Annotated in this window: 20 protein-coding genes and 1 other annotated feature; of the genes, 14 read left to right on the top strand and 6 right to left on the bottom strand. The window is 39.9% G+C overall.

Features of this window, described 5'->3' with window-relative positions:
- Positions 1-26: 26 nt before the first annotated feature.
- The 14 genes from hisD (at position 27) to NFR27_RS05105 (ending at position 16,182) form a co-directional block, all read left to right on the top strand.
- Positions 27-1,358, top strand: coding sequence for a histidinol dehydrogenase (hisD, locus tag NFR27_RS05170; RefSeq protein ID WP_251441830.1), 1,332 nt, complete (start codon positions 27-29; stop codon positions 1,356-1,358).
- Positions 1,359-1,404: 46 nt separating this feature from the next.
- Complete coding sequence (gene hisB / locus NFR27_RS05165) at positions 1,405-2,064, top strand: imidazoleglycerol-phosphate dehydratase HisB (RefSeq protein ID WP_371875194.1); 660 nt, start codon at positions 1,405-1,407, stop codon at positions 2,062-2,064.
- A 14-nt stretch (positions 2,065-2,078) separates the two neighbouring features.
- On the top strand, positions 2,079-2,690 hold the full coding sequence (gene hisH / locus NFR27_RS05160; RefSeq protein ID WP_251441834.1) for an imidazole glycerol phosphate synthase subunit HisH: 612 nt from the start codon (positions 2,079-2,081) through the stop codon (positions 2,688-2,690).
- A 28-nt stretch (positions 2,691-2,718) separates the two neighbouring features.
- A complete protein-coding gene (gene hisA / locus NFR27_RS05155) occupies positions 2,719-3,444 on the top strand; it encodes a 1-(5-phosphoribosyl)-5-[(5-phosphoribosylamino)methylideneamino]imidazole-4-carboxamide isomerase (protein WP_251441846.1) in 726 nt (241 codons plus the stop codon).
- Positions 3,438-4,196 carry an imidazole glycerol phosphate synthase subunit HisF gene (gene hisF, locus NFR27_RS05150; RefSeq protein WP_251441848.1) on the top strand — a complete coding sequence of 253 codons (759 nt, stop codon included), beginning with the start codon at positions 3,438-3,440 and terminating at the stop codon, positions 4,194-4,196. Before hisA ends, hisF begins: the two co-directional genes overlap by 7 nt.
- Positions 4,197-4,336: 140 nt before the next feature.
- Positions 4,337-4,663: a phosphoribosyl-AMP cyclohydrolase gene (gene hisI, locus NFR27_RS05145; protein WP_251441850.1), complete on the top strand. Its 327-nt coding sequence runs from the start codon at positions 4,337-4,339 to the stop codon at positions 4,661-4,663.
- A 2-nt stretch (positions 4,664-4,665) separates the two neighbouring features.
- Entirely contained in the window at positions 4,666-4,989 is a 324-nt protein-coding gene (gene hisE / locus NFR27_RS05140; protein ID WP_251441853.1) for a phosphoribosyl-ATP diphosphatase, read from the top strand.
- 35 nt (positions 4,990-5,024) lie between these two features.
- Positions 5,025-6,122, top strand: coding sequence for a histidinol-phosphate transaminase (hisC, locus tag NFR27_RS05135; protein ID WP_251441856.1), 1,098 nt, complete (start codon positions 5,025-5,027; stop codon positions 6,120-6,122).
- 136 nt (positions 6,123-6,258) lie between these two features.
- The gene (gene queC / locus NFR27_RS05130) at positions 6,259-6,960 is read left to right on the top strand and encodes a 7-cyano-7-deazaguanine synthase QueC (RefSeq protein ID WP_251441860.1); all 702 of its coding nucleotides are present in this window, start codon (positions 6,259-6,261) and stop codon (positions 6,958-6,960) included.
- A gap of 37 nt (positions 6,961-6,997) precedes the next feature.
- Positions 6,998-7,552: an SGNH/GDSL hydrolase family protein gene (locus NFR27_RS05125; RefSeq protein ID WP_251441863.1), complete on the top strand. Its 555-nt coding sequence runs from the start codon at positions 6,998-7,000 to the stop codon at positions 7,550-7,552.
- A 738-nt stretch (positions 7,553-8,290) separates the two neighbouring features.
- A complete protein-coding gene (locus tag NFR27_RS05120) occupies positions 8,291-8,818 on the top strand; it encodes a hypothetical protein (RefSeq protein WP_251441866.1) in 528 nt (175 codons plus the stop codon).
- A gap of 1,225 nt (positions 8,819-10,043) precedes the next feature.
- Positions 10,044-10,326: a binding site (T-box leader), on the top strand.
- Positions 10,327-10,395: 69 nt separating this feature from the next.
- Positions 10,396-11,337, top strand: coding sequence for a PLP-dependent cysteine synthase family protein (locus NFR27_RS05115; protein ID WP_251454692.1), 942 nt, complete (start codon positions 10,396-10,398; stop codon positions 11,335-11,337).
- Between the two features lie 83 nt (positions 11,338-11,420).
- Positions 11,421-12,056 carry a serine O-acetyltransferase EpsC gene (epsC, locus tag NFR27_RS05110; protein WP_251441871.1) on the top strand — a complete coding sequence of 212 codons (636 nt, stop codon included), beginning with the start codon at positions 11,421-11,423 and terminating at the stop codon, positions 12,054-12,056.
- A gap of 643 nt (positions 12,057-12,699) precedes the next feature.
- The gene (locus NFR27_RS05105; RefSeq protein ID WP_251441874.1) at positions 12,700-16,182 is read left to right on the top strand and encodes a YadA-like family protein; all 3,483 of its coding nucleotides are present in this window, start codon (positions 12,700-12,702) and stop codon (positions 16,180-16,182) included.
- A gap of 273 nt (positions 16,183-16,455) precedes the next feature.
- Here the strand turns inward: NFR27_RS05105 and NFR27_RS05100 are convergent, their stop codons facing one another.
- The 6 genes from NFR27_RS05100 to aroB all read right to left on the bottom strand — a co-directional run bounded on the left by NFR27_RS05100 (position 16,456) and on the right by aroB (position 23,921).
- Complete coding sequence (locus NFR27_RS05100) at positions 16,456-18,045, bottom strand: YadA-like family protein (RefSeq protein WP_251441877.1); 1,590 nt, start codon at positions 18,043-18,045, stop codon at positions 16,456-16,458.
- A 562-nt stretch (positions 18,046-18,607) separates the two neighbouring features.
- Positions 18,608-19,045 carry a type II 3-dehydroquinate dehydratase gene (gene aroQ / locus NFR27_RS05095; RefSeq protein ID WP_251441880.1) on the bottom strand — a complete coding sequence of 146 codons (438 nt, stop codon included), beginning with the start codon at positions 19,043-19,045 and terminating at the stop codon, positions 18,608-18,610.
- Positions 19,026-20,285 (bottom strand): shikimate kinase, encoded by a 1,260-nt coding sequence (locus tag NFR27_RS05090; RefSeq protein ID WP_251441883.1) that lies wholly within the window; start codon positions 20,283-20,285, stop codon positions 19,026-19,028. Before NFR27_RS05090 ends, aroQ begins: the two co-directional genes overlap by 20 nt.
- 2 nt (positions 20,286-20,287) lie before the next feature.
- Positions 20,288-21,403 (bottom strand): chorismate synthase, encoded by a 1,116-nt coding sequence (aroC, locus tag NFR27_RS05085; RefSeq protein WP_251441886.1) that lies wholly within the window; start codon positions 21,401-21,403, stop codon positions 20,288-20,290.
- Between the two features lie 162 nt (positions 21,404-21,565).
- On the bottom strand, positions 21,566-22,855 hold the full coding sequence (gene aroA / locus NFR27_RS05080; protein WP_251441889.1) for a 3-phosphoshikimate 1-carboxyvinyltransferase: 1,290 nt from the start codon (positions 22,853-22,855) through the stop codon (positions 21,566-21,568).
- A gap of 1 nt (position 22,856) precedes the next feature.
- Positions 22,857-23,921: a 3-dehydroquinate synthase gene (gene aroB / locus NFR27_RS05075; protein ID WP_251441892.1), complete on the bottom strand. Its 1,065-nt coding sequence runs from the start codon at positions 23,919-23,921 to the stop codon at positions 22,857-22,859.
- Positions 23,922-24,021 lie beyond the last annotated feature (100 nt).

Below are 24,021 nucleotides of genomic sequence, written 5' to 3'. Positions count from 1 at the left end.
ATAGAGAAAACTAAGAGGAGAGAACGATGAAGATATATAGAGAGCCCTTAGCTAAGATGATTGACTTAGTTAATGAATATACAGCACAAACGACGGATATGGCGATTGAACAGCAGGTACGAACTATTATTGAAACGGTTATTGCTGGTGGCGATGAAGCCCTTCGTCAGTACAGCGAACAATTCGATGGTGTTACCCTTGAGGTGTTGCGTGTTCCACAGGAAGATATTGAAGCGGCGTATAATAGTTTACCTGCTGAATTAGTAGAAGCCCTCACAGTGGCTAAAGCGAATATTGAAGCCTTTCACAAACGAGAAATTGATCAAAGCTTTATTGATTTAGACACAACTGGTGTATTGCGTGGGCAAAAGGTGACGCCTTTGAAACGAGTTGGCATTTATGTGCCTGGTGGCACCGCTGCGTACCCATCTACTATTTTAATGTGTGCGTTGCCGGCAAAAATTGCAGGCGTGAAAGAAGTTATCATGGTGACGCCACCGCAGAAAGACGGCATTGCTCCTATCGTATTGGGGGCCGCCAAATTGGCTGGTGTTGATGCGGTGTATCAAGTGGGCGGGGCCCAAGCAGTAGCTGCCTTAGCCTATGGTACGGAATCGGTGCCAAAAGTGGATAAAATTGTAGGGCCTGGTAATATTTATGTGGCCACCGCTAAACGCCAAGTATTTGGGCAAGTATCCATTGATATGATTGCGGGCCCATCTGAAATCGGTATTTTAGCTGATGAAACGGCGAATCCTATTCACATTGCGGCCGATTTATTATCGCAGGTAGAACATGATAAACGAGCGCGTTCTATTTTAATTACTAATAGTGAATTGTTAGCCAATGCGGTAGCTAAGGAAGTGGAACGGCAACTCAAGGAATTACCGCGTGAAGCGATTGCTCGAACGGCTATTGAAGAGCGGAGTTTCATTGCTATTATTGACTCTATTGAAGATATGTTCACCTTGATGAATGAAGTGGCGCCAGAACATTTAGAAATTCAATTGGCGAATGCTGTGGAATATATGAGCTTAGTTGAAAATGCAGGCTCTGTATTCTTAGGCCCTTATACGGCTGAGCCAGTAGGCGATTATATGGGAGGCCCTAATCATGTATTACCTACCAGTGGTACGGCTCGTTTTTCTTCGCCCCTTGGTGTGTATGACTTTGTGAAACGTACTTCTTTTATGCAGTTCTCCAAAGCCCGTTTACAAGAATTAGCGCCTCACATTGCAACCTTAGCTCGCACCGAAGGCTTAGAAGGGCATGCGCGTTCTATTGAAATTCGTTTTGACGAAACAGCCGATCAGTTTACATTTGATGATGAGGAAGCGAGAGGTTCCTATGGACACTAAGAATAAAGAGATACCACTAGGTAATACTAAAGGGAACGCTATGGATATGAAAGGGTTGGTTGCGGCTGATACAAACAATTTGGTTACGGCTGATACGGTTAGCCAGCGTGCGGGGCGTTGTGGCGTTGTGAAACGAGTGACTGCAGAAACTAACATAGAAGTTAGTCTCAATTTAGATGAGCAGACCGGGGTAGACATTGCGACGGGGATCGGCTTTTTAGATCATATGCTTACCTTATTGGCCAAACATGGTCGCTTTGGCTTGACTATTACGGCCAAAGGGGATACCTATATTGATGCGCATCACACGGTAGAGGATGTAGCCTTAGCTTTGGGGCAAGCTTTAACGCAAGCCCTAGGGTCTAAAGAGCAAATTGAACGATATGGCAATGCGTGGGTACCGATGGATGAAGCATTGACTCAGGTGGTTATTGATTTAAGTGGTCGCCCTTATTTAGTGTATCAAGCGGCGCTTAGCACCCCTGTATTAGGTGGTAATTTTGAAACAGAATTGGTGGAAGATTTTTTTCAAGCTTTAGCTATGAATGGCTTAATGAACCTTCATGTGCGCAATGAGTATGGTCGTAATACCCATCATATTATTGAAAGTATGTTTAAGGCTACAGGCCGTGCGTTGCGACAGGCGGTTACATTTAATGCAGATATTGTAGGCATTAATTCCACCAAGGGTAGCTTAACTGTGTAGAGTAAAGGATAGATATGATTGCAATAGTGGATTATGATGCAGGGAATACATTTAATGTGCAAAAGGCGTTCACCCATTTAGGCATTCCTACTGTATTGACAGCGGATAAGGAGATAATTCTTAAGGCCGATGGGGTGGTTGTGCCGGGTGTAGGTGCTTTTAAACAGGCTATGGAAACGCTCACCCAAAGGGGGTTAGTGCCTGTATTACAAGACGTAGCCGCTAAGGAAACGCCCCTCTTAGGGATTTGTTTAGGTATGCAGATTCTCTTTGAATCGTCTACGGAATATGGCAAGACAGCGGGGTTAGGTTTAATTCCAGGTACAGTAGAAGCCATTCCTACTGATTTAGGTCTTATGGTGCCACATACAGGTTGGAATCAAAACCGAGTATATAAGCCCGCCAGTCCATTTAGCTTTGTGGATAATGAATATACTTATTTTGTTCATTCCTATTATGCTTGTTGTGATGATGAATATATAGTAGCTGCTGCTGATTATGGCGTTACGATACCAGCGATTGTGGGGCGAGGATCTATTTATGGTATGCAGTTTCACCCTGAAAAGAGTGCGGCCATTGGACTTCGTTTGTTAAAACAGTTTGGTAGTTTATGTGGCGCTGTGTAAAGTTGTAGGCGCTATTGAGGAGGTTTACATGATATTTCCTGGCATTGATATACAAAATAAACGAAGTGTGCGTTTATTTAAAGGCGACTTTAATCAAGAAGTCGTGATTAATCCCAATCCAGTCGATCAAGCCACTTCCTATGAGAAAGCGGGCATTAAGGCCCTTCATGTAGTTGATTTAGATGGGGCTAAAGCGGGCAAACCGGTTAATTATGATACCATTGTAGGCATTCGTCAAGCTTTCACAGGCATTATGGAAGTGGGGGGCGGTATCCGTGATGAAGCAACTATTCAGGCCTATTTGGAGGCAGGGGTTAATCGAATTATTTTAGGGTCAGTGGCACTGAAACAGGCAGATTTTACGAAACGTATGCTTAAGACTTACGGGGCTGAACGTATTGTTATCGGTGTCGATGGCATTGACGGTAAAGTGGCAACCGAAGGCTGGCTAGAACAGTCAGAAGTGACTATGGTTGATTTAATTCGTGAAATGATAACAGCAGGGGCCATTTACTTTATAGTCACCGATATTAGCCGTGATGGCACTATGTCAGGGGCTAATGAAACACTACTCGCTGATTTACAAAGGTTGTTTCCTAAAGCGGTTATCATTGCCTCTGGTGGGATTCGACATAAGGAAGATATTATCAGTTTAAGAGCTAAAGGGCTTACTGATTGCATCGTAGGTAAAGCGCTTTATGAAGGGCCTTTAACCTTGGCGGATGTAGTAGCGCTAGAGGAGGAATTATGTTAGCAAAACGAATTATTCCTTGCTTAGATGTGGATAATGGTCGTGTAAAAAAAGGCGTAAACTTTGTGAATCTTGTGGATGTAGGTGATCCAGTGGCCATAGCCGCATCCTATGAAACGCAGGGTGCTGACGAGCAAGTATTTTTAGATATTACGGCTACGACAGAAGGGCGAGGCACTTTTAAGGATGTAATTTCCGCTATATCTAAAGAAGTATTTATGCCGCTCACTGTTGGCGGTGGCATTCGTACTGTCGACGATATGCAACGTTTATTGCAAGCAGGGGCGGATAAAATTTCTTTGAATTCTGCGGCGTTAGCGAATCCAGAACTTATCCGTGAAGGGGCTGAAAAATTTGGCAATCAATGCATTGTAGTTGCCATTGATGTTAAGACTGACCCTGAAACGGGTAAACGCTATGCTTATACGCATGGTGGCCGTAAAAAGACGGATAAACTGGCCTATGAATGGGCACAGGAAGCGGTTCGGCTAGGGGCTGGTGAATTGCTTGTAACTAGCATGGATAAAGATGGTACTAAATCGGGCTTTGATATTGATTTATATAAAAACTTAGGTGATTTAGTGCAGGTGCCGATTATTGCCTCTGGTGGGGCAGGTACGGTGGCACACTTTGTGGAGGTATTTCAACAAACTAAAGTGACAGGAGCGTTAGCGGCATCTATTTTTCACTTCCAAGAATTAACAATTGAGGATGTGAAAGAGGCCTTGCGCGCTCATAATATACCAGTCCGTTAAGTTATATAGTATGAATGGTATGATAGGAAAAGTACGAGATGAAGAGTGCGCTATGAAGAGTGCGCTATGAAGAATACGATAGGAAGCATACGATTTGAAAAATACAATTTGAAAGGTATGATTTGATAGGAGTAAGATGGATGACACCTGATTTTGCAAAAGGACAAGGCCTATTGCCCACCGTCGTGGTTGATGCAAATACGAAAGAAGTGCTCATGGTGGCTTGGATGAATGAAGTAAGCTATGAGCGGACTTTACAGACTAAAGAAACCTGGTTTTGGTCTCGTTCCCGTCAAGAACTATGGCATAAAGGTGGCATTAGTGGGCATACGCAACAAGTAGTTCGAGCCGCCTTAGATTGTGATGGCGATACTTTGTTGTTAGAAGTGATTCCTAAGGGGCCTGCCTGTCATACTGGGGCTAGGAGTTGTTTTTTTAACACAATCCCCTTGGAAGGAGAGAACTAAGCATGGCACAAGAATTAGTTGAATTATATGATATTATTCAAAACCGCAAAGAAACGCCAAAAGAAGGGTCTTATACGAACTATTTATTTTCTAAAGGTTTAGATAAGATTTTGAAGAAAGTCGGCGAAGAAGCGACGGAAGTGGTGATTGCTGCTAAGAATGAGGGTACTGATGAATTGGTGAGTGAAACGGCCGATTTGCTATATCATTTGCTCGTATTGTTAGTTGAAAAAGGCGTTCCTTATGAGGCGATTACTGAGGAATTAGCACAGCGCGAAGGCTTGGTGAGTAAGACTACGGATCGCCCTAAAATTGAAAATCTATAAGTAATAGGTAGTATACGTGTTAGAAAGGATTGGCTATGAAAGAGAGTATTCAACAATTAAAACCATATATTCCGGAGGAACCAATTAGTCGTTTGAAAGAGCGGTTAGGATTAACGAAATTGGTTCGTTTATCAGCCAATGAAAATCCTTATGGCACATCGTCACAGGTAAAAGAGGCGGTACTCGCTTATGTAAATAGTTATGATTGTAGCCAATATCCTGACGGTTACGCTACCTCGCTTCGCACGGCTATTGCCGATTTTATTAAAGTTCCGGCAGAGTCTTTAGTTATTGGTGTCGGTTTAGATGAGGTGATTACCTTATTAAGTCGTACCTTTTTGACTGCTGGCGATTCTATCGTCATCAGTACGCCGACCTTTTCAGAATATGCCCTTAATGGTCAGTTGGAAGGGGCCATTATTAAAGGGGTACCTTGTAATGAAGTGACTGGGGCTACTGATTTAGAGGGAATGGTAGATGCTATTGATGAAACGACAAAATTAGTCTGGCTTTGCAATCCTAATAATCCGACAGGTACCTATGTATCTGTGGAGGCCATTCGTAAATTTATGAAGCAAATCCCTAAGGATGTTTTGGTGCTTATTGATGAGGCCTATATTGAATTTGTTTCTTCTGTTGAAGCGCCGAGTGCGCTTCCATTATTGGCTGAGTTTGAAAATATAGGGATTATGCGTACCTTTTCCAAAGCGTATGGTTTAGCTAATTACCGAGTGGGCTATTTAGTATTAGGAAAAGCTTTAGTGAATTATGTACAGACCATTCGTTTACCCTATAACTTAAATAGCGTTTCACAAGTGGCGGCGGAAGCTGCATTGGGAGACCAAGCGTTTATTCGTCGTGTAGTGGCGGCCAATGCAGTGGCTCGTGCAGGTTGGGAAGCGTATTTAGCAGAAAAAGGCCTCCATTATTATGCCAGTGAAGCGAATTTTTTATTTGTAGAATTTAAATCCCCAGAAGAGGCAAAGGCTGTAGCTGATATGTGGCTACAAGCGGGTTATCAAGTTCGTGTAGGATTACGGCCTCAATGGCTGCGCATTACCATCGGTGAAGCAGAAGATTGTAAAATAATGCAACAATTATTGGGGCAGTTTTTAGAGACTTGCACCATGTGATATGATAATAATAGAGCTATAGATAAGGGCAATCGGAGAAGATTCGCCCTTATTTTGGCTACTTTTATTAGATGTATTAGATGGTATAACAAATAGTTAACCAATACTGTAAGCGATAGATGGGAAGGATGTTCTTATGAAAGCAATTGTTTTATCTAGTGGTGGCGTTGATTCGACAACTTGTTTGGCCTTAGCCATTGACCAGTTGGGCAAAGACAATGTGGCGGCCGTTTCAATTTTTTATGGACAAAAACATGATAAAGAATTGCAATGTGCACGTAACATAGCAGCTCATTATGAAGTACCACATTATGAATTAGATGTGTCTCAAATTTTAAAATATTCTAATTGTTCATTGTTGCAAGGTTCCACCGAAGAGATTGCACATAAGAGTTATGCTGAGCAAATCGAAGAAGAGGGAGAAGGAATGGTGAGTACCTATGTGCCATTTCGCAATGGCTTGATGTTATCTGCTGTAGCTAGTTTGGGCATGAGCCTGTTTCCTGATGATACAGTGCAGATTTACTTAGGCGCTCATGCCGATGATGCGGCTGGTAATGCTTATGCCGATTGCAGTGAAGAATTCGTTAGTACTATGGCAAAAGCGATTTCTATTGGTACCTATGATAAGGTGCAGGTAGTAGCTCCTTTTGCGGCCAAAAATAAGGCTCAATTAGTGAAGGTTGGTCTGGATCTTAAGGTGCCTTATGAATTGACTTGGAGTTGCTATGAAGGGAGCGATACTCCTTGTGGCACTTGTGGTACTTGTATTGATCGTATTAAGGCCTTTGAGCTTAATGGGACAGTAGACCCTCTCTTAAAAGGCACTAAGGCATAAGGTTAGGCGAAACAGGTGGAACGAAGTAGGTGATACAATGAAGAACATATTATGTATTGGTGATAGTTTGACTCGTGGCTATGATGTTCCTTATGGGCAAGGTTGGGTTGAATTGTTACAGCAGGAGCTAGGCAAGGCCGGGCAAATTGTGAATGCTGGTGTAGATGGGGCTACTTTGCAAGCCATTTTTAACAATGTAGAACGGGTATTGAGTGAACAGACTTATGATATAGTATGTATCATGGGTGGCACCAATGATATTTTGCATGGTCGCTCAGCTGAGGATTGTTATTTTAATATGTTGCGCTCGGTGAAACGAATACAAAAAGTGGGAGCGGACGTCATTATAGGTTTAGCGCCTCAGATTGACTGTGATCCTGATGGGGAAGACGCTGTTTTGGTGGCATATAATACACAATTAAAACAATATTGTCAGAATCATGGGATTACATATATTGATTTCTATGCTACGATTGCTGAAGCGGATCAGCGGGGTGAAATCTTATATGCTGGTGATGTGCATCCTAATGAATTAGGCTATCGTTATATGTTTGAAACAGCCCTAACTGTGTTGGCCCCAAAATTAAAATAGTATAGAATCTATAGGTAAAATCAGGGATTTAGCTTTGATTGATGTTGTTATATGGAAAATTTTAAATTAAATCGAAAAAAATAAATTTTATGTATTGAACTTTTTAGATTTACATGTTATAATGGGTTCATAACAAGGGAACAGTAACTAACAGTTATTCAGAACTGGGCGTTACAGCTCGAAGTAATTCTTTATCCCGGAAGTACTTATGGGTGAGTCCACTTGTTAAACCTCTAAATACCTATACCTAATCGTGAGTACAGATATGTACGAACAACTTGCCGTTGCCTCCTCCCTAAGGGCAACGGCACTTTTCTTTTTATACATATTATGGCTTTCTTATAGTTTGTAGATAATCTTGTTAAGCCTATAGTAAGATAATAGGATAAAGGGCGTAATAATATAATGAACAGAATAAGTACATTATATAGTGAGTAGAAGAAGCCTGTTATATAGTGAGCAGAATGAGCCCATTAATGATTAATTCTAATAGTGTAAAGCTATTAGAATTTTTTTGTTGCAGTATAATTATTCATCTTAGCTTTAGAATTAGAATTATGAAGAAGTTCACAAAATGTTCATGAGAAAATTCATTTTTATCTCACTGAATGGCGATATTATGTACACATGCTAATCATTGCTTAGCAGATAACAACGGAATATAGAGAGTAAATAGGGCAGTAATTAGCTCTATGAAAATGTAAAATTATGCATATTTTTGTACTAGGAGGTATAGTTATGAAACGTAAGTTTGTATTGATGGTTCCTCTTGCTGCGGTCACGCTGTGGGCTAATTCCTTTGGGGTTTTAGTAAATGCACAAGATTTTAATGAAGTAAAAGGTCAGGCAAATAATGCGATTTGGCAACAAGCTGATCAAAATCAAGATAAAGCTGTAAAAAATCGTGAAGGTAACCAGCCAAAGGTAGCAGCACCGATTAACAATCAACAAAATCAGGTAAAACCAGGTAATGAGCCAGGTGCAGAGCCTGTTAAGGTAACTAAAGATAAAGCACAGACAAAGGTAAATGCTGATGTTAAAGAAAAACGTAGAGTTGCCTTAGCCAATGACTATGAACAGCGTAAAGCAAAAGATGGTAACATGGTAAAACCAAGAGGTGAGCAAAAAGTACAGCCTGATGCGAAAAAAACAATGCCACCTAAAAAAGAAGCAAAAAAGCCAGCGACTGTAAAACCTGATCAGAATTCTGAAAAGAGACCGCAGAATCCGCCAGCTCCACAAGCAGGTCTATTTATGAATGCATAGACTATAATACATAATCCCCTTTTTACTTGAAACAACACTAATCAACATACACACAAATAAACACAAAATAAATACAACACAAAAAACACACAAAAACACACAAAAACACACAAAAACACAAAACATCTATAATATAAAATAGAGTAACCTATAATATACTCACAACACATATACGAATGTAAAGTTTATAGAAAAGAGCTTTACAAACTACAATGCACCAAAGAGACTGTAATCAAGATAGTACAAACTTATCACAGATTACAGTCTTTTTGTATCTAAGTTGGTACTTATTAGAGTTTATACCTGAGTTAATATTTGTTATATAAGGAATAAAAGATATAAGGAATAAGAGTGTTTTTTGAGTGAATGCATTATATCAGTAAGCGTCAGTAAGCAGTTTAGTCGTATTGTATCCAATAAAAGTCAAGCTAAATATGAGTTTAGGTAATAGATGGATATTGATACTCTTAGCTACTGTCAGTATCAATATAGAGACAACAGAGCGTGGGGCGTGTGTAAAATTTTAAATATGAGAAAATAAGAATAAAATTGGATTGCATCAATGTTTTTGACATTTTTAGGACGTTTTTAAGGGTTTATAATTACACGAAACGATGAACTGTGGTAATTATTGGTAAACGGCACATATTTGCTTTAAAATGGGTAATTGAGAATAGATTGGTATTTTGGATTCAGAAAAACCATTTTTTGACGTTTATTATGCAGAATTGATACGACTATTTATGTGACAAATTCATTTTAGATATTCCTTATACACAAAAGGTTTGCTATAATTAATATAGATTTTAAAGCTATCAATTTTTGTATTAAACCAGCACGAATAGATGATAGGTATGACTATTTCGGAGAGTGTAATACAGCATACGCAGTATGTTATGTGATAGCTCACAGTGAGGCTTTGGCCTGTGAAGAGCCAATAGATGAGGGACTCTATTGACCGGGAATTACAGGCCCTGTAGTCTTGCTTTATTTATGTCCTGCTAAGGATATGTTTTCTATTTACGATAGGTTATACCGAGCATAAATTTATATATGTATAACAGGAAAACAGTCTATTCTTATAGACTGTTCTTTCCTTACAGTATATAATTTATAAGGAACTATAAATATTGTTAGTTAATATAACAATAAAATCAAAAAGTTAAATTTTACAGTTGACACTTTTAATTCATAGTGTTATAGTAGGCATATGGTTTGAATAGGAATCATAGCGAGGAAGAGAAAAGTACACATATTGGTTTATGTGCAGCGAGCCCGGATGGTGAAAGCGGGTCATGAAAGATATGTGGAAGTGCATCTCGGAGCTATAAGGGCAAAGCTAATTATTAGGGGAGTCCTTTTCGGGTGTCGCCCGTTACAGCGAATCTGTATACAGTTAAGCAGTGAGAGTTTGATTTCTAAGTACATTGTTTGACCTGTACAGTAGAGGTTTGGTTGTGCGCACGATCAAATGAAACAAGGTGGAACCGCGATATATCGCCCTTGGTCACAAAAGTGACCAAGGGCTTTTTTTATTGAAATGAGAAATACTCTATTAGAGAAGAGAGATACTCTGTATGAAAGGAACGATGATTAATATGAGTACAAAACCTGTAAATGATACATTACAATTAATTGGTAATACGCCAGTTTATCAAATTGGTGATTCTAATGTATTTGTAAAATTAGAAAAATATAATGCTGGTGGTAGCGTTAAAGACCGTGCTGTATATGGCATGTTAAAAGATGCACAAGAAAAAGGTTTGATTAAACCAGATACTATTTTAGTAGAAGCTACATCTGGTAATACTGGTATTGCTTTAGCTATGTTAGGTGCAGTATTGGGTATTAAAGTAGTTATCTTAATGCCTGAAAGCATGAGTAAAGAACGCCGTGAGTTAGTAAAAGCGTATGGTGCACAGCTTATTTTGACACCAAAAGCAACGGGTATGAAAGGGGCTTTGGCAAAAGCACAAGAAATTTTAGATGCTAATCCAAGTGCTGTTACATTAGGCCAGTTTGTGAACCCTGCTAACCCTGGTATTCACTATGAAACAACAGCTACAGAAATTATTGAACAAGTACCTAATGTAGGTATCATAGTTGCTGGTGTTGGTACTGGTGGTACTTTTACAGGGGTTGCTCGTAAATTAAAAGAACAGAAAGCGGATGTGAAAGCCGTTGCTGTTGAACCAGCTGGTTCACCTATGATTTCTGAAGGTAAAGGTGGCGCTCACAAAATTCAAGGTATCGGTGCTGGCTTTATTCCAGAAAACTTTGATAAATCCCTTATGGATGAAGTGGTAACAGTTACTGATGATGATGCTATTGCACAAGTTCAGACTTTCATGCGTGAAAGCGGCATTAGTATTGGTATTTCTGCTGGTGCAGCTATTAAAGTTGCCAAAGATTTAGGCGCTAAAAATCCTGGCGTACCAGTAGTAGCGATTGCTCCAGATGGAGTAGAAAAATATTTATCTATGCTTGAATTTGATGACGTAGAATATGTAAAAGCTTAATTAGGGATTTGAGAAGAGAGAATAAATTGACCGCGTATTGGGTATAGTGTTAGAGGCTAGGGATTTACTGGCTAGGAGGGTATATGAAAGAAGTTTGGCAATCGATTCGCTATAATATTAAGCGAGTAATGGATTCAGATCCAGCGGCCACGTCCGTATTGATGGTGTTGTGGACCTATCCACATATTACAGCTTTATTTTGGCATTTCTTTGCACATCGCTTATATAAACGTGGCTATAAATTATTAGCCCGTCGGATTGCTTTACATTCTCGCCATGTGACTGGGATTGAAATACATCCGGGTGCACAGATTGGCAAAGGTTTATTCATCGATCATGGCATGGGAGTTGTGATTGGTGAAACGGCGATTATTGGTGATAATGTAACTTTATTTCATGGTGTAACCCTTGGTGGTATGAGTTCTAGGCGTGTGAAACGACATCCTACAGTGGGCAATGATGTGCTCATTGGCGCTGGGACTAAGGTACTCGGTGATATTTTAGTTGGCAGTGGTAGTCGCATTGGTTGTAATCTTGTAATTAAACGCGATGTTCCTGAAAATGTTATAATTTATGAAACAGAACCAGAAAACATTGTAGTACGCAAGATTCGCTCTACAATTCACTTAGTAGATAGTCATACGCGTAAACATATGCCGCGTCATAAAGTAGCCTTCACTCCAAAAGATATGACAGACGATATGGCTTGGTTCATTTAAAACATAGGCATAATTTATTGTAAATATAATATATGTGGATGTGACAATCACGTTTTAAGTGAAGCAATATAGGTCTTACTAATTGGGTGAAATAATTCCTCAGGACTCAGCGGGGGCTAGACCTGAGGGATTGATAAAATAGAGAAGAGAATAATTTGAATAGATATAGAGAACTGCAACGTTACATCAGATTGATGTAACGTTGCAGTTTTTTAGCAGTTAATTTATGGATACACGATTCGTGTAAATTTTGATTTGAGTACACGTAGAGTGGAATGTCTTGAAAATTAAAAACATATTATTTTAGAGGGATTATATTGGGATAAAGTAGAAAATTTGTGAATGTCTACCACAAAAAGACTTTTTAGGAGATTATGAACTTTTTTTTGATTGATGATATCGAAATGTATAGATTATTATTAGAAGGCAGCCTTATATGAATATCTGATTAATTTGATTGATGCTAATAAAAAATCAGATAAATTGATTTATAGTAAGGTTATTGTTAAGAATATGGACTATTTTATAAAAAAGATAAAATAGGATAAAAACAAAAAATAATAAGTTGTTAATAATGTGTTGTTTAGTGAAATTAGTGGTTTATTAAGAAAGGGAATCTTTAGTGTCTCAAGATTTAAAACAAATGAAAAAATTAGGTTTAGCATTGGTAGTAGCTGCCGTAACTGGCAGTGTCACAACGGCTGTATGGGCTGCAGATAATACAGTTGGTGAAGGTAGAGGGGTAGCTCTTGGTACAGGCTCAAGGGCGTCAGTTAATACTGAGGACTCTATCGCTATTGGTGAAGAAGCTAAGGCTTTATATAATCAGTCCATTGCCATTGGTAAAAAATCAGAAGTAGCAGGCATTGCTGCTGTGGCTATTGGTAGTACGGCAAAGGCACATGCTATGAATGCTATTGCGATAGGTACCAATGCATTTACTGATGAGAAAGATTCAATCGCCATTGGTACAGACTCTAAATCTGATGGTTCAGTAAGCGTGGCAATTGGGCAAAATGCATATGCTAATGGCTACGCAGTGGCCATTGGGGATAATACGTCAGCATCTCTCAATAAAGGCGTTGCCATTGGGTCTAAGGCAAAAGCTGAAAAGCCGCAAGCTATTGCTATTGGTAGTGATGTAAAGGCTGACGCTAGAAGCTCTGTTGCTTTAGGCGATCAAGCAGCAACTACAGGTGATGTGTCCATGGCATTAGGACCATTGGCGAATGCTTCGGCTACTAGCTCTGTGGCATTAGGTTGGGAATCCTTAGCCGATCGTGCTGCTGGCTCTGTTGGCTATGACCCATTGACCGGTCAAAACTCTAGCTTAACCTCCCCAGCGTGGAAATCTGTTGGCGGTGCAGTTTCTGTTGGTAAATCTGGTGCATTGACTCGTCAGATTATCAATGTGGCAGCTGGCACTGAAGATACAGATGCAGTAAACGTAGCACAGTTAAAAAATGTAGCTACATTAGCTAAAAATGCTGGTAATGTTAACTTAAAATTCAGTGGTAATGTTGGCACAGGTACAGTGAACTTAGCTACTCAAAACTTCAGCATTACTGGTGATGGCAATGTGACCACTACAGCAGCTGCTAATGGTATGATTGTGGGCTTATCCAATGATGTTAAAGCTAAAATTGACTCCATTACACCTGTAAAATACATGTCTGTTAACTCTAAATTAACTAATGAGACTATATCTAGCGCTGAGAAGAAAGCTGGAAAGGTGAGTAATTTGGCTAATGACGGGGCTACAGGAGATAATGCCGTCGCTATAGGTCCTGTTGCTGCAGCTGTTGACTCAGGAGCTGTTGCTGTTGGTAAATCTACTGAAGCAGGTAAATGGAGTGTGGCTATAGGCAATGGTGCTAGTGCGCTTGTGGGAAATTCGATTGCTATTGGTTATAAAGCTAAAGCTGAGAAAGGTCCTCGCTATAGAAATGGAGTACTTGATCCATCATTACCAGATGTTGACCCTCGGGCGATTGCTATTGGTGACCTTTCAAGTGCCATTGGTGTTGGAGCAACAGCAGTAGGTTATGATACTCGTGCCAAAGTTGAGGGTGCGGCTGCTTTTGGGCATTCGAGCTATGCTACTAAGGTTGATAGCTTATCTTTAGGTAAAAAGGCAAATGCTAAACATGATAGCGGTGTAGCTCTTGGTGCTTACTCTGTAACGAATCGTGCAAAGGGTGAAAAACTTGGTTATGATCCGTTAACTGGTTTGGATTCTACAAATGAGTCTGTTGTTTGGAAATCGACATATGGTGCTGTTTCGATAGGTAATGATGAATATACGCTTAATAATCAGCTCATGCCAGCTGGGTCTCGTCAAATTACCAATGTAGCAGCTGGTTCATTAGACACTGATGCGGTGAACGTAGCTCAGTTAAAAGCGGCTAAAGTAGAAATGGTAAAAGGCACTAATATTAGCTCCATTGATACTGATGTGACAGCTGGTTATACCAAATATACGATTAATGCGATTGATACAGTAGTAAAAGATGGTACCGCTACTTATAATACTGATGGTACCGGAACGATTACATTAAATACAGAGTCTAATGGTGTAACTGGTACTGTAACTGTAGATGGTTTGCAAGATAAATACATTACAGGTGCTAAGCTTGAAGGTAATACATTGACAATTAGTCGCAATGACAATGAAAAATTTACTATTGAAAATATTGCTACTAAGGACGATGTAACTAATGCAGGTGATTCTCTTTCCAGTAAATTGGCACAAGGCTTTAAGATTAAAGGTGGCACTGCAGATAGTGAAGGCACAACCATTGCTCTTGATGGTGATACAGCACCAGAAATTACCTTTGATGTAAAAGAAGCTGATAAAGGTTTGACTATTACACGTGAAGGCAATGTGATTTCCTACGGTATTGATGCTACTAAATTGGCTGAAACTTTAGGTGTAGATCCTACAAGCTTAAGTCAGGCAGGTGCGTGGACTATCCAAGGTGGTGGTGTTGATAAGGCTACCATTAGTGGGGCGAAAAAAGTAAACTTCGTAGGTGGTTCCTTTACAAAAGTTGATGTAACTTCTACTGGAGAGGGTGCTCAAGTATCTATTGGCTTAGACGACAAAGCTACTAAAGCAATTGAAAATGTTAATAATTTCATTACCACTGATGAAAATGGCAATGCAAAACTTAATGTAGTGGGCGATGATAAAACTGGTGTAAAAGTAGAGGCGCAAGCTGATGGGTCTACCAAAGTAAGCCTTGAAGAGAAGGCTCAAGTTGGTCAAGTAGCGATTGACGGTAAAGATGGTAAAGGTGAAATCACTGGTTTAACAAATACAACTTGGACTCCTGATAAACCTGAAACTATTAAAGCTGACCGTGCGGCTACGGAAGGTCAACTTCAAGGTTTAGCTGAACATATTGCAGGTGACATTTCTAAAATCAACACAGCTATCAATAATAATGGTAAAGAGCTTACCACTGAAAAAGCAACGATTGGTGGTAATACAATCATTGATAAAGATGGTATTACGGTAAAAAATCCGAACGGTGAAGGCTCTACAAAGATTACTGGTGATACGATTACTACGGGTACAGTAAATGCTGATAAAGTAGTAGTTGGTGGCAATACATATATCTCTGAAAACGGTTTAAATGCTGGTGATAAAACGATTACTGGCGTAGCGCCTGGTGTTAAGGGCACAGATGCAGTTAACATGAATCAATTAAATGAAGTTGCACAAGGTGTTAACAATGTAGGTTCTGCTGTCAATCGTTTGAGCAATCGCGTCGATAAGGTAGCAGCTGGCTCTGCCGCTTTAGCAGCACTTCACCCGTTAGATTTTGATTCTGATGATAAATTGAGTTTTGCCGTAGGTTTTGGTGGCTACAAAGGCGAACATGCAGCGGCTCTTGGTGCGTTCTATCGTGCCAATGACGACTTGATGTTCAGTTTAGGTGCTACAGTTGGTAATTCCAATGATCAATACAATGCTGGCGTTTCCTTCCGCTTTGGTGATTCTTCGCCATACACTAATATGAGTAAGACAGAGATGGCGACTAAATTAGAAAAGCAGAATCAAGAAATTGAAACATTGAAAGATCGCTTAGCTAAGCTAGAAGCGTTAGTAGTTCAAAAATAAAATTAAATATACGTTAGTTTCAAAATATTAACTTAGATATTGATTGAATATGTGATAGTTTGAAATGAAAAAAGAAATCCCTAGGACTTGTCCTAGGGATTTCTCTTTGGAATGAGTATAGGAAGAAAAAATTTCTCATATATTCATTATTTTCTTTTAAATTTTATTGTTTATATAAAAAGGCTCCACCTCTATGAAGTGGAACCTTTTCTAGTTTCACACTCTTAATTAAATTTGTTTTAATTAAATTAGAAAGTATTAATTTAGACTATATTAGTTACCAGCTACCAATGCTTCTAATTTAGCCAAACGAGCTTTTAATTCAGCATTATCAGCTTGTAATGTAGCCATGTTCTTTTCTTGTGTTTCTAATTTGTTAACCATATCAGCTTTGCTCATGTTAGTGTATGGAGAAGAATCGCCGAATTTGAAGGAAAGACCAGCATTGTATTGGTTATCGGAGTTACCTAAAGCAGTACCAATGCTGAACATTAAGTTATCATTTGGACGGTAGAAGGCACCGATAGCAGCAGCCTGCTCACCTTTGTATGCCCCGAAACCTACAGCGAATGTTAATTTGTCATCAGAATCAAAATCTAATGGATGTAAAGCAGCTAATGCAGCGGAGCCAGCAGCTACTTTTTTAACATTAGTTTCTAAATGACTGATAGAGGAGTTCAAAGTGCTAGTTGCTTGGTTTAATTGATCAAGATTAACTGCATCTGTACCATTTACACCAGGTGCTACATTTTTAATAGTTTGGTTATTAGCATCTATACCATCTTTAGTGATATATGTATTACCACCAACTACAACTTTGTCAGCATTAACTGTTGTTGTTGTAACGGAGTCACCATTAATTACTGTAGTGTTACCAGTTTCAGGAGATGTAACCGTAATACCACCTTCGTTGATAGTTGTGTTACCGCCAATAGTTGCGCTAGTAGAATCTAGGTTTTCAATTTTATCATTAAGATTGGATTCTAAAGATTTTAATTGTAATACATTTACTGCATCGTGGTCAGCAGCACCTCCAGCTACATTAGTAATACGGCGATATAAATTAGAGTCCGCATTACCTACGGACACAACGCCTGCTTCTTCAGAAGTATAAGCTTCTTTGCTCAAATAAGATTCTTCAGCTTTAGTATCTGCTACGTTAGCGGAAGTAGCATTACCCAAAGCAATAGAGTTGTCAGATACAGCATTAGCACCATGACCGAAGGCTAAGGATTTAGTGCCTTCAGCTTTTGCATTAGTGCCAATTGCTGCAGAATAGTTTCCTGAGGAGATGGCTTCATCGCCCATTGCTAAGCCATATTTACCACTAACATTAGCTTTATGGCCAACGGCAACACCAGCAGTGGCTTTACGTTCAACAACGGATTCATTACCTAAGGCAACAGATTGTTTAACCTGAGCAGAGCTCTTTACACCGATGGAAACGGCCTCACCGCCATCTGCAAAAGACTCATGACCAATGGCAATAGTTTCTCTACCTTGGGATATGGAATCTGTACCCATAGCAATGTTATTGGTCCAAGATGTTGCAGCATTTTTACCAATGGAGATAGCATTAGGCGATGCTGTTGTGTGGGCGTCTGTGCCAATGGCGATGGCATCATTACCACTTGGAGCGGCATTATTACCGATAGCGACGCTTCCTTTATAGGCGCCATCTGCATTAGTACCAAGAGCAACAGAACCTTCTGGTTTTTTAGTTGCTACAGCACCTTCGCCAAAGGCTACGCCATTGCCTGTACCAACTACATTAGTAGCTGCAAAGGCTGTTGTCATAGTACCAGTCAAAGCTGCTACAGCTAAGGCTAAAGAAAGTGTTTTTAAAGATTTTGTTTTTGTCATGATAATTAATCCCCCTAAATATAAATATATATCTATTGATATGTCCCCCTCCGGTAATTTATATGTGTCTTTTGGAGACGTATAAATTACCGGAGGGGGGTACACCTGTAGAGGATACCTAAGAGATATTATACCGAATGAGTTATGAATTTTCAATAGAAAATTCACTAAATAATTAAAAAAGAGTTAAATACTAATGATTTGCATGGGGATTATATTGCTTTTGATGATTAGGTGTATCGGTATTCATTTTATCTTTATGAAATTAGAATTTAACAATCAAATAGGTAAAATATAAAGATACAAAAAAGTAAAAAAATCAATAAATAAAAAATAGAACTAAATCAGCAAAAATAATATAGTAAAACAACAAAAACAATAAAAAACAACAGCGCTACTTAGAGACCTTCATAGGCCACAAACAAAGTTTGTAACCTTAGGATTCTCTAGAAAGAGCTGTTGTTATACATAGGTATATTAATTGTAAGATGAGTAATTGGCGCTTATTTAGTTATAGATGATTGATGATCAATGTTTAATGATTAATGTTTAATGTTGAAGTTTACGCTCTTTTATAGGTGTTCACTAAGTAATCAATAGCTTGATTATAGCCAGCTACACCTTGACCCATAATAATTTTTTCAGCATATTCACTTACATAGGAATGGTGGCGAAAGGTTTCACGTTCTTTAGGATTGGAGATATGAACTTCTACCGTAGGTAGGTGAACGGCTTTTAAGGCATCTAAGATAGCAATAGAAGTATGGCTATAGGCGGCGGGATTGATTATGATAGCATCTACATCAAAACGAGCCGCTTGAATGCGATCGACTAAGCTACCTTCATGATTGCTTTGATATAAACTTACTGAAATGCCAAGGGACTCTGCGTATTCCCGCAGTTGATGGACTAAATCCTCGTAGGTGGTTGAGCCATAGATTTCAGGTTCTCGTAGACCAAGTAGATTAATATTAGGACCATTAAGAATTAAAATGTGCATGATATTCCTCCTCAATGTGCTGAGCCCCTTCTTCTGGGTTTGTGAAATCTACTGCGTATTGTGAAAAAGCAGTATATAAAGGTTCGCGTTTGTTATAGAGTGCTTCTAAAGCCTGAAGGCCTCCTTGGGAGAGGGGACGATTATCAGTGGCTAGACTCGTTAATGGACGACGGAGCCAATAGATACGACCATTTTGGCGTAGGGCTAGATAATTTTCAGGACGAGTTACAACGCCTCCGCCAGTAGCGATAATAGCGCCGGTTGTTTTGCATAGCTCTTGTAATAAGGTGGTTTCTTTTTTACGGAATTCAGCTTCACCATGGGTAGCAATATATTCGCCAGGATGGCTATAGCGCTTTTCAAATTCAACATCACAATCAATTAGTGGTCGTTTAAATTGGTTAGCTAAGCTTTGCCCCACTGTGGTCTTACCAACCCCAGGCATACCAATAAGAATGATATTTTCTTGTTTTTTTCGCAGATTAGTAATAATTTTTTCTGTTTCTTCAGGACCAAAGGTTGTGTTTTGGAATAAAGTGGCGGCTGCCACAGCTTGTCCCACGAGCATAGGTAGACCATCGCTATAAGGAATTCCTTTTTGCTCGGCTTCCATGAGTAAAGCGGTACGATACGGATTATATACTACATCTACAACGCCACTAAGATTGGTGAAATCAGCTAAGGAAATTAACTGGTCAGGGCAGTTAGGATACATCCCTACGGGTGTTGTATTAATGATTATATCTGTATCTTGGCCGTGCTGTGGTGCGTCTTCATAGAAAGGAGACGCTTTGCGGGATAAATGTACGATTTCACGAGCACCTAAATCTTCAAGGGCAATGTGAACGGTATGAGAGGTAGCTCCATCACCAAGGATAAGTATTTTCTTATGTTTTACAGTAATGTGAGCCCGTTGTAACATGAAAATAAAACCATCGTAATCTGTATTATGACCGTACCAACTGTTATCGGCTTGACGTACCATGGTATTGACACAGCCAATGCGCTTAGCAGTGTCAGATAGACTTTGACAGGCACTCATTACATCTTGTTTGTATGGAATTGTTACATTAAGGCCCTTTAATTCAGGCTGTGCTAGAAATTGTGCTAACTCATGTGGTGAGCGTTCAAAGAGCGTATAGGCCGTATTGCCAAGGGCTTTATGAATTTCAGGGGAGTAGCTGTGCCCCAAGGTTTTGCCAAGTAGGCCATAGGGACTGAGCAATGGTGTTTGACTCATGGTTACTTCCTTTCGCTAGTAGTAGCATCAAATTGTATATTGTTATCTAATAAAAAATCTAATAGAACTAAGGCGGTAACAGCTTCGACAACAGGTACGGCACGGACTGCAATACAAGGGTCATGGCGACCTTTAATTTGAAGGTCTACATTTTCTTGCTTGTCATAACTGAAACTTGGTTGTACTTTAGCAATAGAAGCTGTTGGTTTCATGCCAACTTGAAGAATTAAAGGCATGCCATTAGTAATGCCACCTTGGATACCACCACTATTATTATTCAACGTACGAACGATTCCGTCCTCTAACATAAAGGGGTCATTTTGCTCGCCACCAGTGCTAAGACAACCTTCAAAACCACTGCCAAAGGCAACGCCTTTTACACCAGGAATGCCAAAAATTGCTTGGGATAAGCGATTTTCAATGCCATCAAAGTTTGGATTGCCAAGTCCTGCTGGTAAGCCCGTAGCAAATACTTCAATAATGCCACCAGTAGAATTACCAGCTTGACGTAGTTCGTCAATATAAGTAATAGCTCGTAGCCGTTCTTGCGGAGAAATCATCGCTACTGTTTCTAAACCAGCTTTTTGTAAATCTGCCATAGCGGGTTTGGTGAAGCTGATTGGTTTATCTTTAATAGGACCAATTTGTCGTAAATGAGCGCCTATTTCAATGCCCTTTGCTTTTAAAATTTGTAAGGCCACACCGCCAGCACAGCAGAGTGGCGCTGTTAAGCGCCCTGAAAAGTGACCGCCACCACGCATATCTACTGCTTCGCCATAGCGCATACGAGCGGTATAGTCTGCATGGGAAGGGCGTGGCACATCGCGTAGATTATTATAATCTTTGGAGTGTTGATTGGTATTTTCAATATAAAAGGCAAGAGGGGAACCACTTAATTGGCTGTTTACAAGGCCCGCTAAAAAGTGAGGTTTATCAGCTTCTTTGCGTTGCGTGGTTACTAAACTTTGCCCAGGGGCACGACGTTTCATAAAGCGTAAGAGTGCGCTTTCATCAATGGTAAAACCACAAGGGAGGCCATCTACGACGGCTCCAATAGCGGTGCCATGAGAGGCGCCAAATACGGAAATTTTAAGATTTTTACCAAAACTAGAGCTCATAGAAGGGCCTCCTAGGGATTAAATTAAAGTGATAAAAACATATAATATAAGTAAATTATATAAAAGGCTATAAACACACATAAAAAATATATAAAAATATATAAAAGCAAATATAGAGTTCGCAAAATTATATTTAGAAATATATAATTTTTAAAATGAGTGCTATTTCGTTTTTATAGCGTCGCCACCAAGTTGATTCCAGTGTTCAAAAAATAGGGGATAGGATTTGTTAATAGCATCACTATCGGTGATGGTAACGGGCTCTTCACTGATAAGCGCCATTAATGTAGCGGCCATTACTAGGCGATGATCGTTATGGGAATGCACCGTACCTCCCAAAAGACGCCCTGTACCAGTAATATATAAATTATCCCCTTCCACTCGTGCTTCGCCACCTAAGGTAGCGACCAATTCTTCGACGGCAGCAAGGCGATCAGACTCTTTCAAACGAAGTCGCTCACCATTCATAAACCAGCTTTCCCCTTCAATACTGCAAGCAAGGGCTGCTAGTACAGGGAGTAAATCAGGGCATTGTTCTAAATCTACTGTAATAGGGCTAAGAGCATGACCTGAACAATGTAAATTTGAGGACATGTTGTCATTCTGCCATGTTACGGTGGCACCAGTGGAGGTAATAATATCTATAATGCGTTTATCAGCTTGGGTAGAGTCTGCTTGCAGATTAGTAATTGTTAGGGTGTTACCTGTCATAGCTGCTGCTACGAGCCAAATGGCACTATTAGACCAATCTCCTTCAATAGGATAGTCTTGACGACCTTCGTAGTGTTGTTTGGATGGTACTGTAAATGTATTGCCATCATCACTTACTGTGGTTAAGACGCCAAAATCAGCCATAACTTTACGGGTTAATTCTACATAGTCTCGAGATTGTAGGGCTGTAGTGCTATGAATGGTTACAGGTGCTATTTTAGGGGCTGCTAACAGTAAGCCAGAGAAAAACTGGCTGCTAACATTGCCTACCATTTCAAAGGTACCACCTTTAAGCTTACCAGTCATAGTAAAGGGTGGTTTAGGCGCTGAAAAGCGAACACCATGGTCTTCTAGTTGACTTTTTAACGGCTCTAGCGGGCGCTCAGGTAAACGACCTGCGGCTGTGACGTTAGTTGATTCACTAAGGGCTGAACCGACTGGTAAAAGTAATCGCAAAGTTGTACCCGATTCATGAGCATTAATTGTTGTGTTTTGAATTGTTTCTGATTGCGCAATAGGGGTTACAGTTACACCTGTCGCTATTTTTTCTATGTGAGCGCCTAAACCTTGCAAGGAGGCAATGGTTGCATCAATGTCTTCGGAATAATGCGCAATAATAAGTGAAGATGGACTATCGGCTAAGGCGGCGGCAATTAAAGCTCTATGTGCATGGGCTTTAGCTGGAATAGCCGCGATAGTACCATGTGGAACGGCTTGTTTGATTGTGGTGGATATAGGCATATTACACCTCCTTAACTACATGGTTTGGTAATTCGTTATGGGGAATGGTGACTAAATCACAATGGCCCCATTGGATAGGGCGAACGATAGTAATCGTTTCTCCTTGACTTTTTTTATCGTGCAAAGCTGCTTGGCATAAGTCAGATGCTGAATAGTCTGTGTGAATTGGTAAATTATGTTTAATCAGTAAGTCTAAAAATGCAGTAAGTTCTGCTTGGTTTAAATAACCAGCTTTATAAGCGGAACGCATCATGAGGGCCATACCAATACTGACAGCCATGCCATGTTTTATTTTGAAATGACTTAACTGTTCGATACCGTGACCAAAGGTGTGACCGAAATTGAGGAGCGCTCGAATGCCACTTTCTCGCTCATCTTGACTTACAATAGCTGCTTTAGCTTTCACACAAAGGGCAATAATTGATTCTATATGGGGTAAGTCACCTTGTTCTAATGGTTTGGTTTGTAAATCTTGTAATAATTCTGGATAGCCTAGCATACCGTACTTGATGATTTCCCCACAGCCATTAGCAAATTCTTCGGCTGGTAAGGTTTGTAATGTCGTAGGATCACAGAGTACGAGAATAGGTTGTTTAAAAGCACCCCATAAATTTTTACCGGCCGATAAATTGACTGCTGTTTTACCGCCGACAGAAGAATCTACCGCTGCGAGTAGGGAGGTAGGAATTTGCACATAATCAATGCCCCGTAAATAGGTGGCGGCAGCAAAGCCTGCCATATCACCCACTACACCGCCACCGAGAGCAATGAGTAAGTCCTTGCGAGTTAAGGCCTTTTCTGCCATATATTCCACTAAATGAAGGAGTCGTTGTGCATTTTTTTCAGTTTCTCCATGGGGAAATACATAGGTATAGACCGTATAGCCTGCTGATTCAAGTTGTGCTTTAACGCAGTCTAAATAGTGGGTTGCTACTAGATCATCGCTGACAATAATGGTAGGTCGTGGACTTTTGAGAGGCTTAATATATTGGGCAATATGCTGGAGTGCTTCTTCTTCGATAATAACATCATAGGACGTAGAGGCATCGATGTGAATTCGTTCCATAGACTATCCTTTCTCATGCAATTGAATACGTATCTATTCTGAGTATACAATGATTAGTATAAAAAAGCCACGAGTTGCCAGCGTTAGGCTATCGTGGCTT

Source organism: Veillonella intestinalis (assembly GCF_943192895.1).
GTDB lineage: Bacteria > Bacillota > Negativicutes > Veillonellales > Veillonellaceae > Veillonella_A > Veillonella_A intestinalis.
The sequence above is the reverse complement of the archived record's forward strand: the minus strand, read 5'-3'. Positions and strand labels throughout refer to the sequence as shown.

What these genes read in the sequence shown, in the direction of transcription:
- hisH (WP_251441834.1), top strand. Translation starts at nt 2,079, where the DNA reads ATGATTGCAATAGTGGATTATGATGCAGGGAATACATTTAATGTGCAA.
- NFR27_RS05090 (WP_251441883.1), bottom strand. Translation starts at nt 20,285, where the DNA reads ATGAGTCAAACACCATTGCTCAGTCCCTATGGCCTACTTGGCAAAACC.
- aroA (WP_251441889.1), bottom strand. Translation starts at nt 22,855, where the DNA reads ATGCCTATATCCACCACAATCAAACAAGCCGTTCCACATGGTACTATC.
- queC (WP_251441860.1), top strand. Translation starts at nt 6,259, where the DNA reads ATGAAAGCAATTGTTTTATCTAGTGGTGGCGTTGATTCGACAACTTGT.
- hisA (WP_251441846.1), top strand. Translation starts at nt 2,719, where the DNA reads ATGATATTTCCTGGCATTGATATACAAAATAAACGAAGTGTGCGTTTA.
- hisD (WP_251441830.1), top strand. Translation starts at nt 27, where the DNA reads ATGAAGATATATAGAGAGCCCTTAGCTAAGATGATTGACTTAGTTAAT.
- NFR27_RS05115 (WP_251454692.1), top strand. Translation starts at nt 10,396, where the DNA reads ATGAAAGGAACGATGATTAATATGAGTACAAAACCTGTAAATGATACA.
- epsC (WP_251441871.1), top strand. Translation starts at nt 11,421, where the DNA reads ATGAAAGAAGTTTGGCAATCGATTCGCTATAATATTAAGCGAGTAATG.
- aroB (WP_251441892.1), bottom strand. Translation starts at nt 23,921, where the DNA reads ATGGAACGAATTCACATCGATGCCTCTACGTCCTATGATGTTATTATC.
- NFR27_RS05125 (WP_251441863.1), top strand. Translation starts at nt 6,998, where the DNA reads ATGAAGAACATATTATGTATTGGTGATAGTTTGACTCGTGGCTATGAT.
- hisF (WP_251441848.1), top strand. Translation starts at nt 3,438, where the DNA reads ATGTTAGCAAAACGAATTATTCCTTGCTTAGATGTGGATAATGGTCGT.
- aroC (WP_251441886.1), bottom strand. Translation starts at nt 21,403, where the DNA reads ATGAGCTCTAGTTTTGGTAAAAATCTTAAAATTTCCGTATTTGGCGCC.
- hisI (WP_251441850.1), top strand. Translation starts at nt 4,337, where the DNA reads ATGACACCTGATTTTGCAAAAGGACAAGGCCTATTGCCCACCGTCGTG.
- hisC (WP_251441856.1), top strand. Translation starts at nt 5,025, where the DNA reads ATGAAAGAGAGTATTCAACAATTAAAACCATATATTCCGGAGGAACCA.
- NFR27_RS05105 (WP_251441874.1), top strand. Translation starts at nt 12,700, where the DNA reads ATGAAAAAATTAGGTTTAGCATTGGTAGTAGCTGCCGTAACTGGCAGT.
- aroQ (WP_251441880.1), bottom strand. Translation starts at nt 19,045, where the DNA reads ATGCACATTTTAATTCTTAATGGTCCTAATATTAATCTACTTGGTCTA.
- NFR27_RS05120 (WP_251441866.1), top strand. Translation starts at nt 8,291, where the DNA reads ATGAAACGTAAGTTTGTATTGATGGTTCCTCTTGCTGCGGTCACGCTG.
- NFR27_RS05100 (WP_251441877.1), bottom strand. Translation starts at nt 18,045, where the DNA reads ATGACAAAAACAAAATCTTTAAAAACACTTTCTTTAGCCTTAGCTGTA.
- hisE (WP_251441853.1), top strand. Translation starts at nt 4,666, where the DNA reads ATGGCACAAGAATTAGTTGAATTATATGATATTATTCAAAACCGCAAA.
- hisB (WP_371875194.1), top strand. Translation starts at nt 1,405, where the DNA reads ATGAAAGGGTTGGTTGCGGCTGATACAAACAATTTGGTTACGGCTGAT.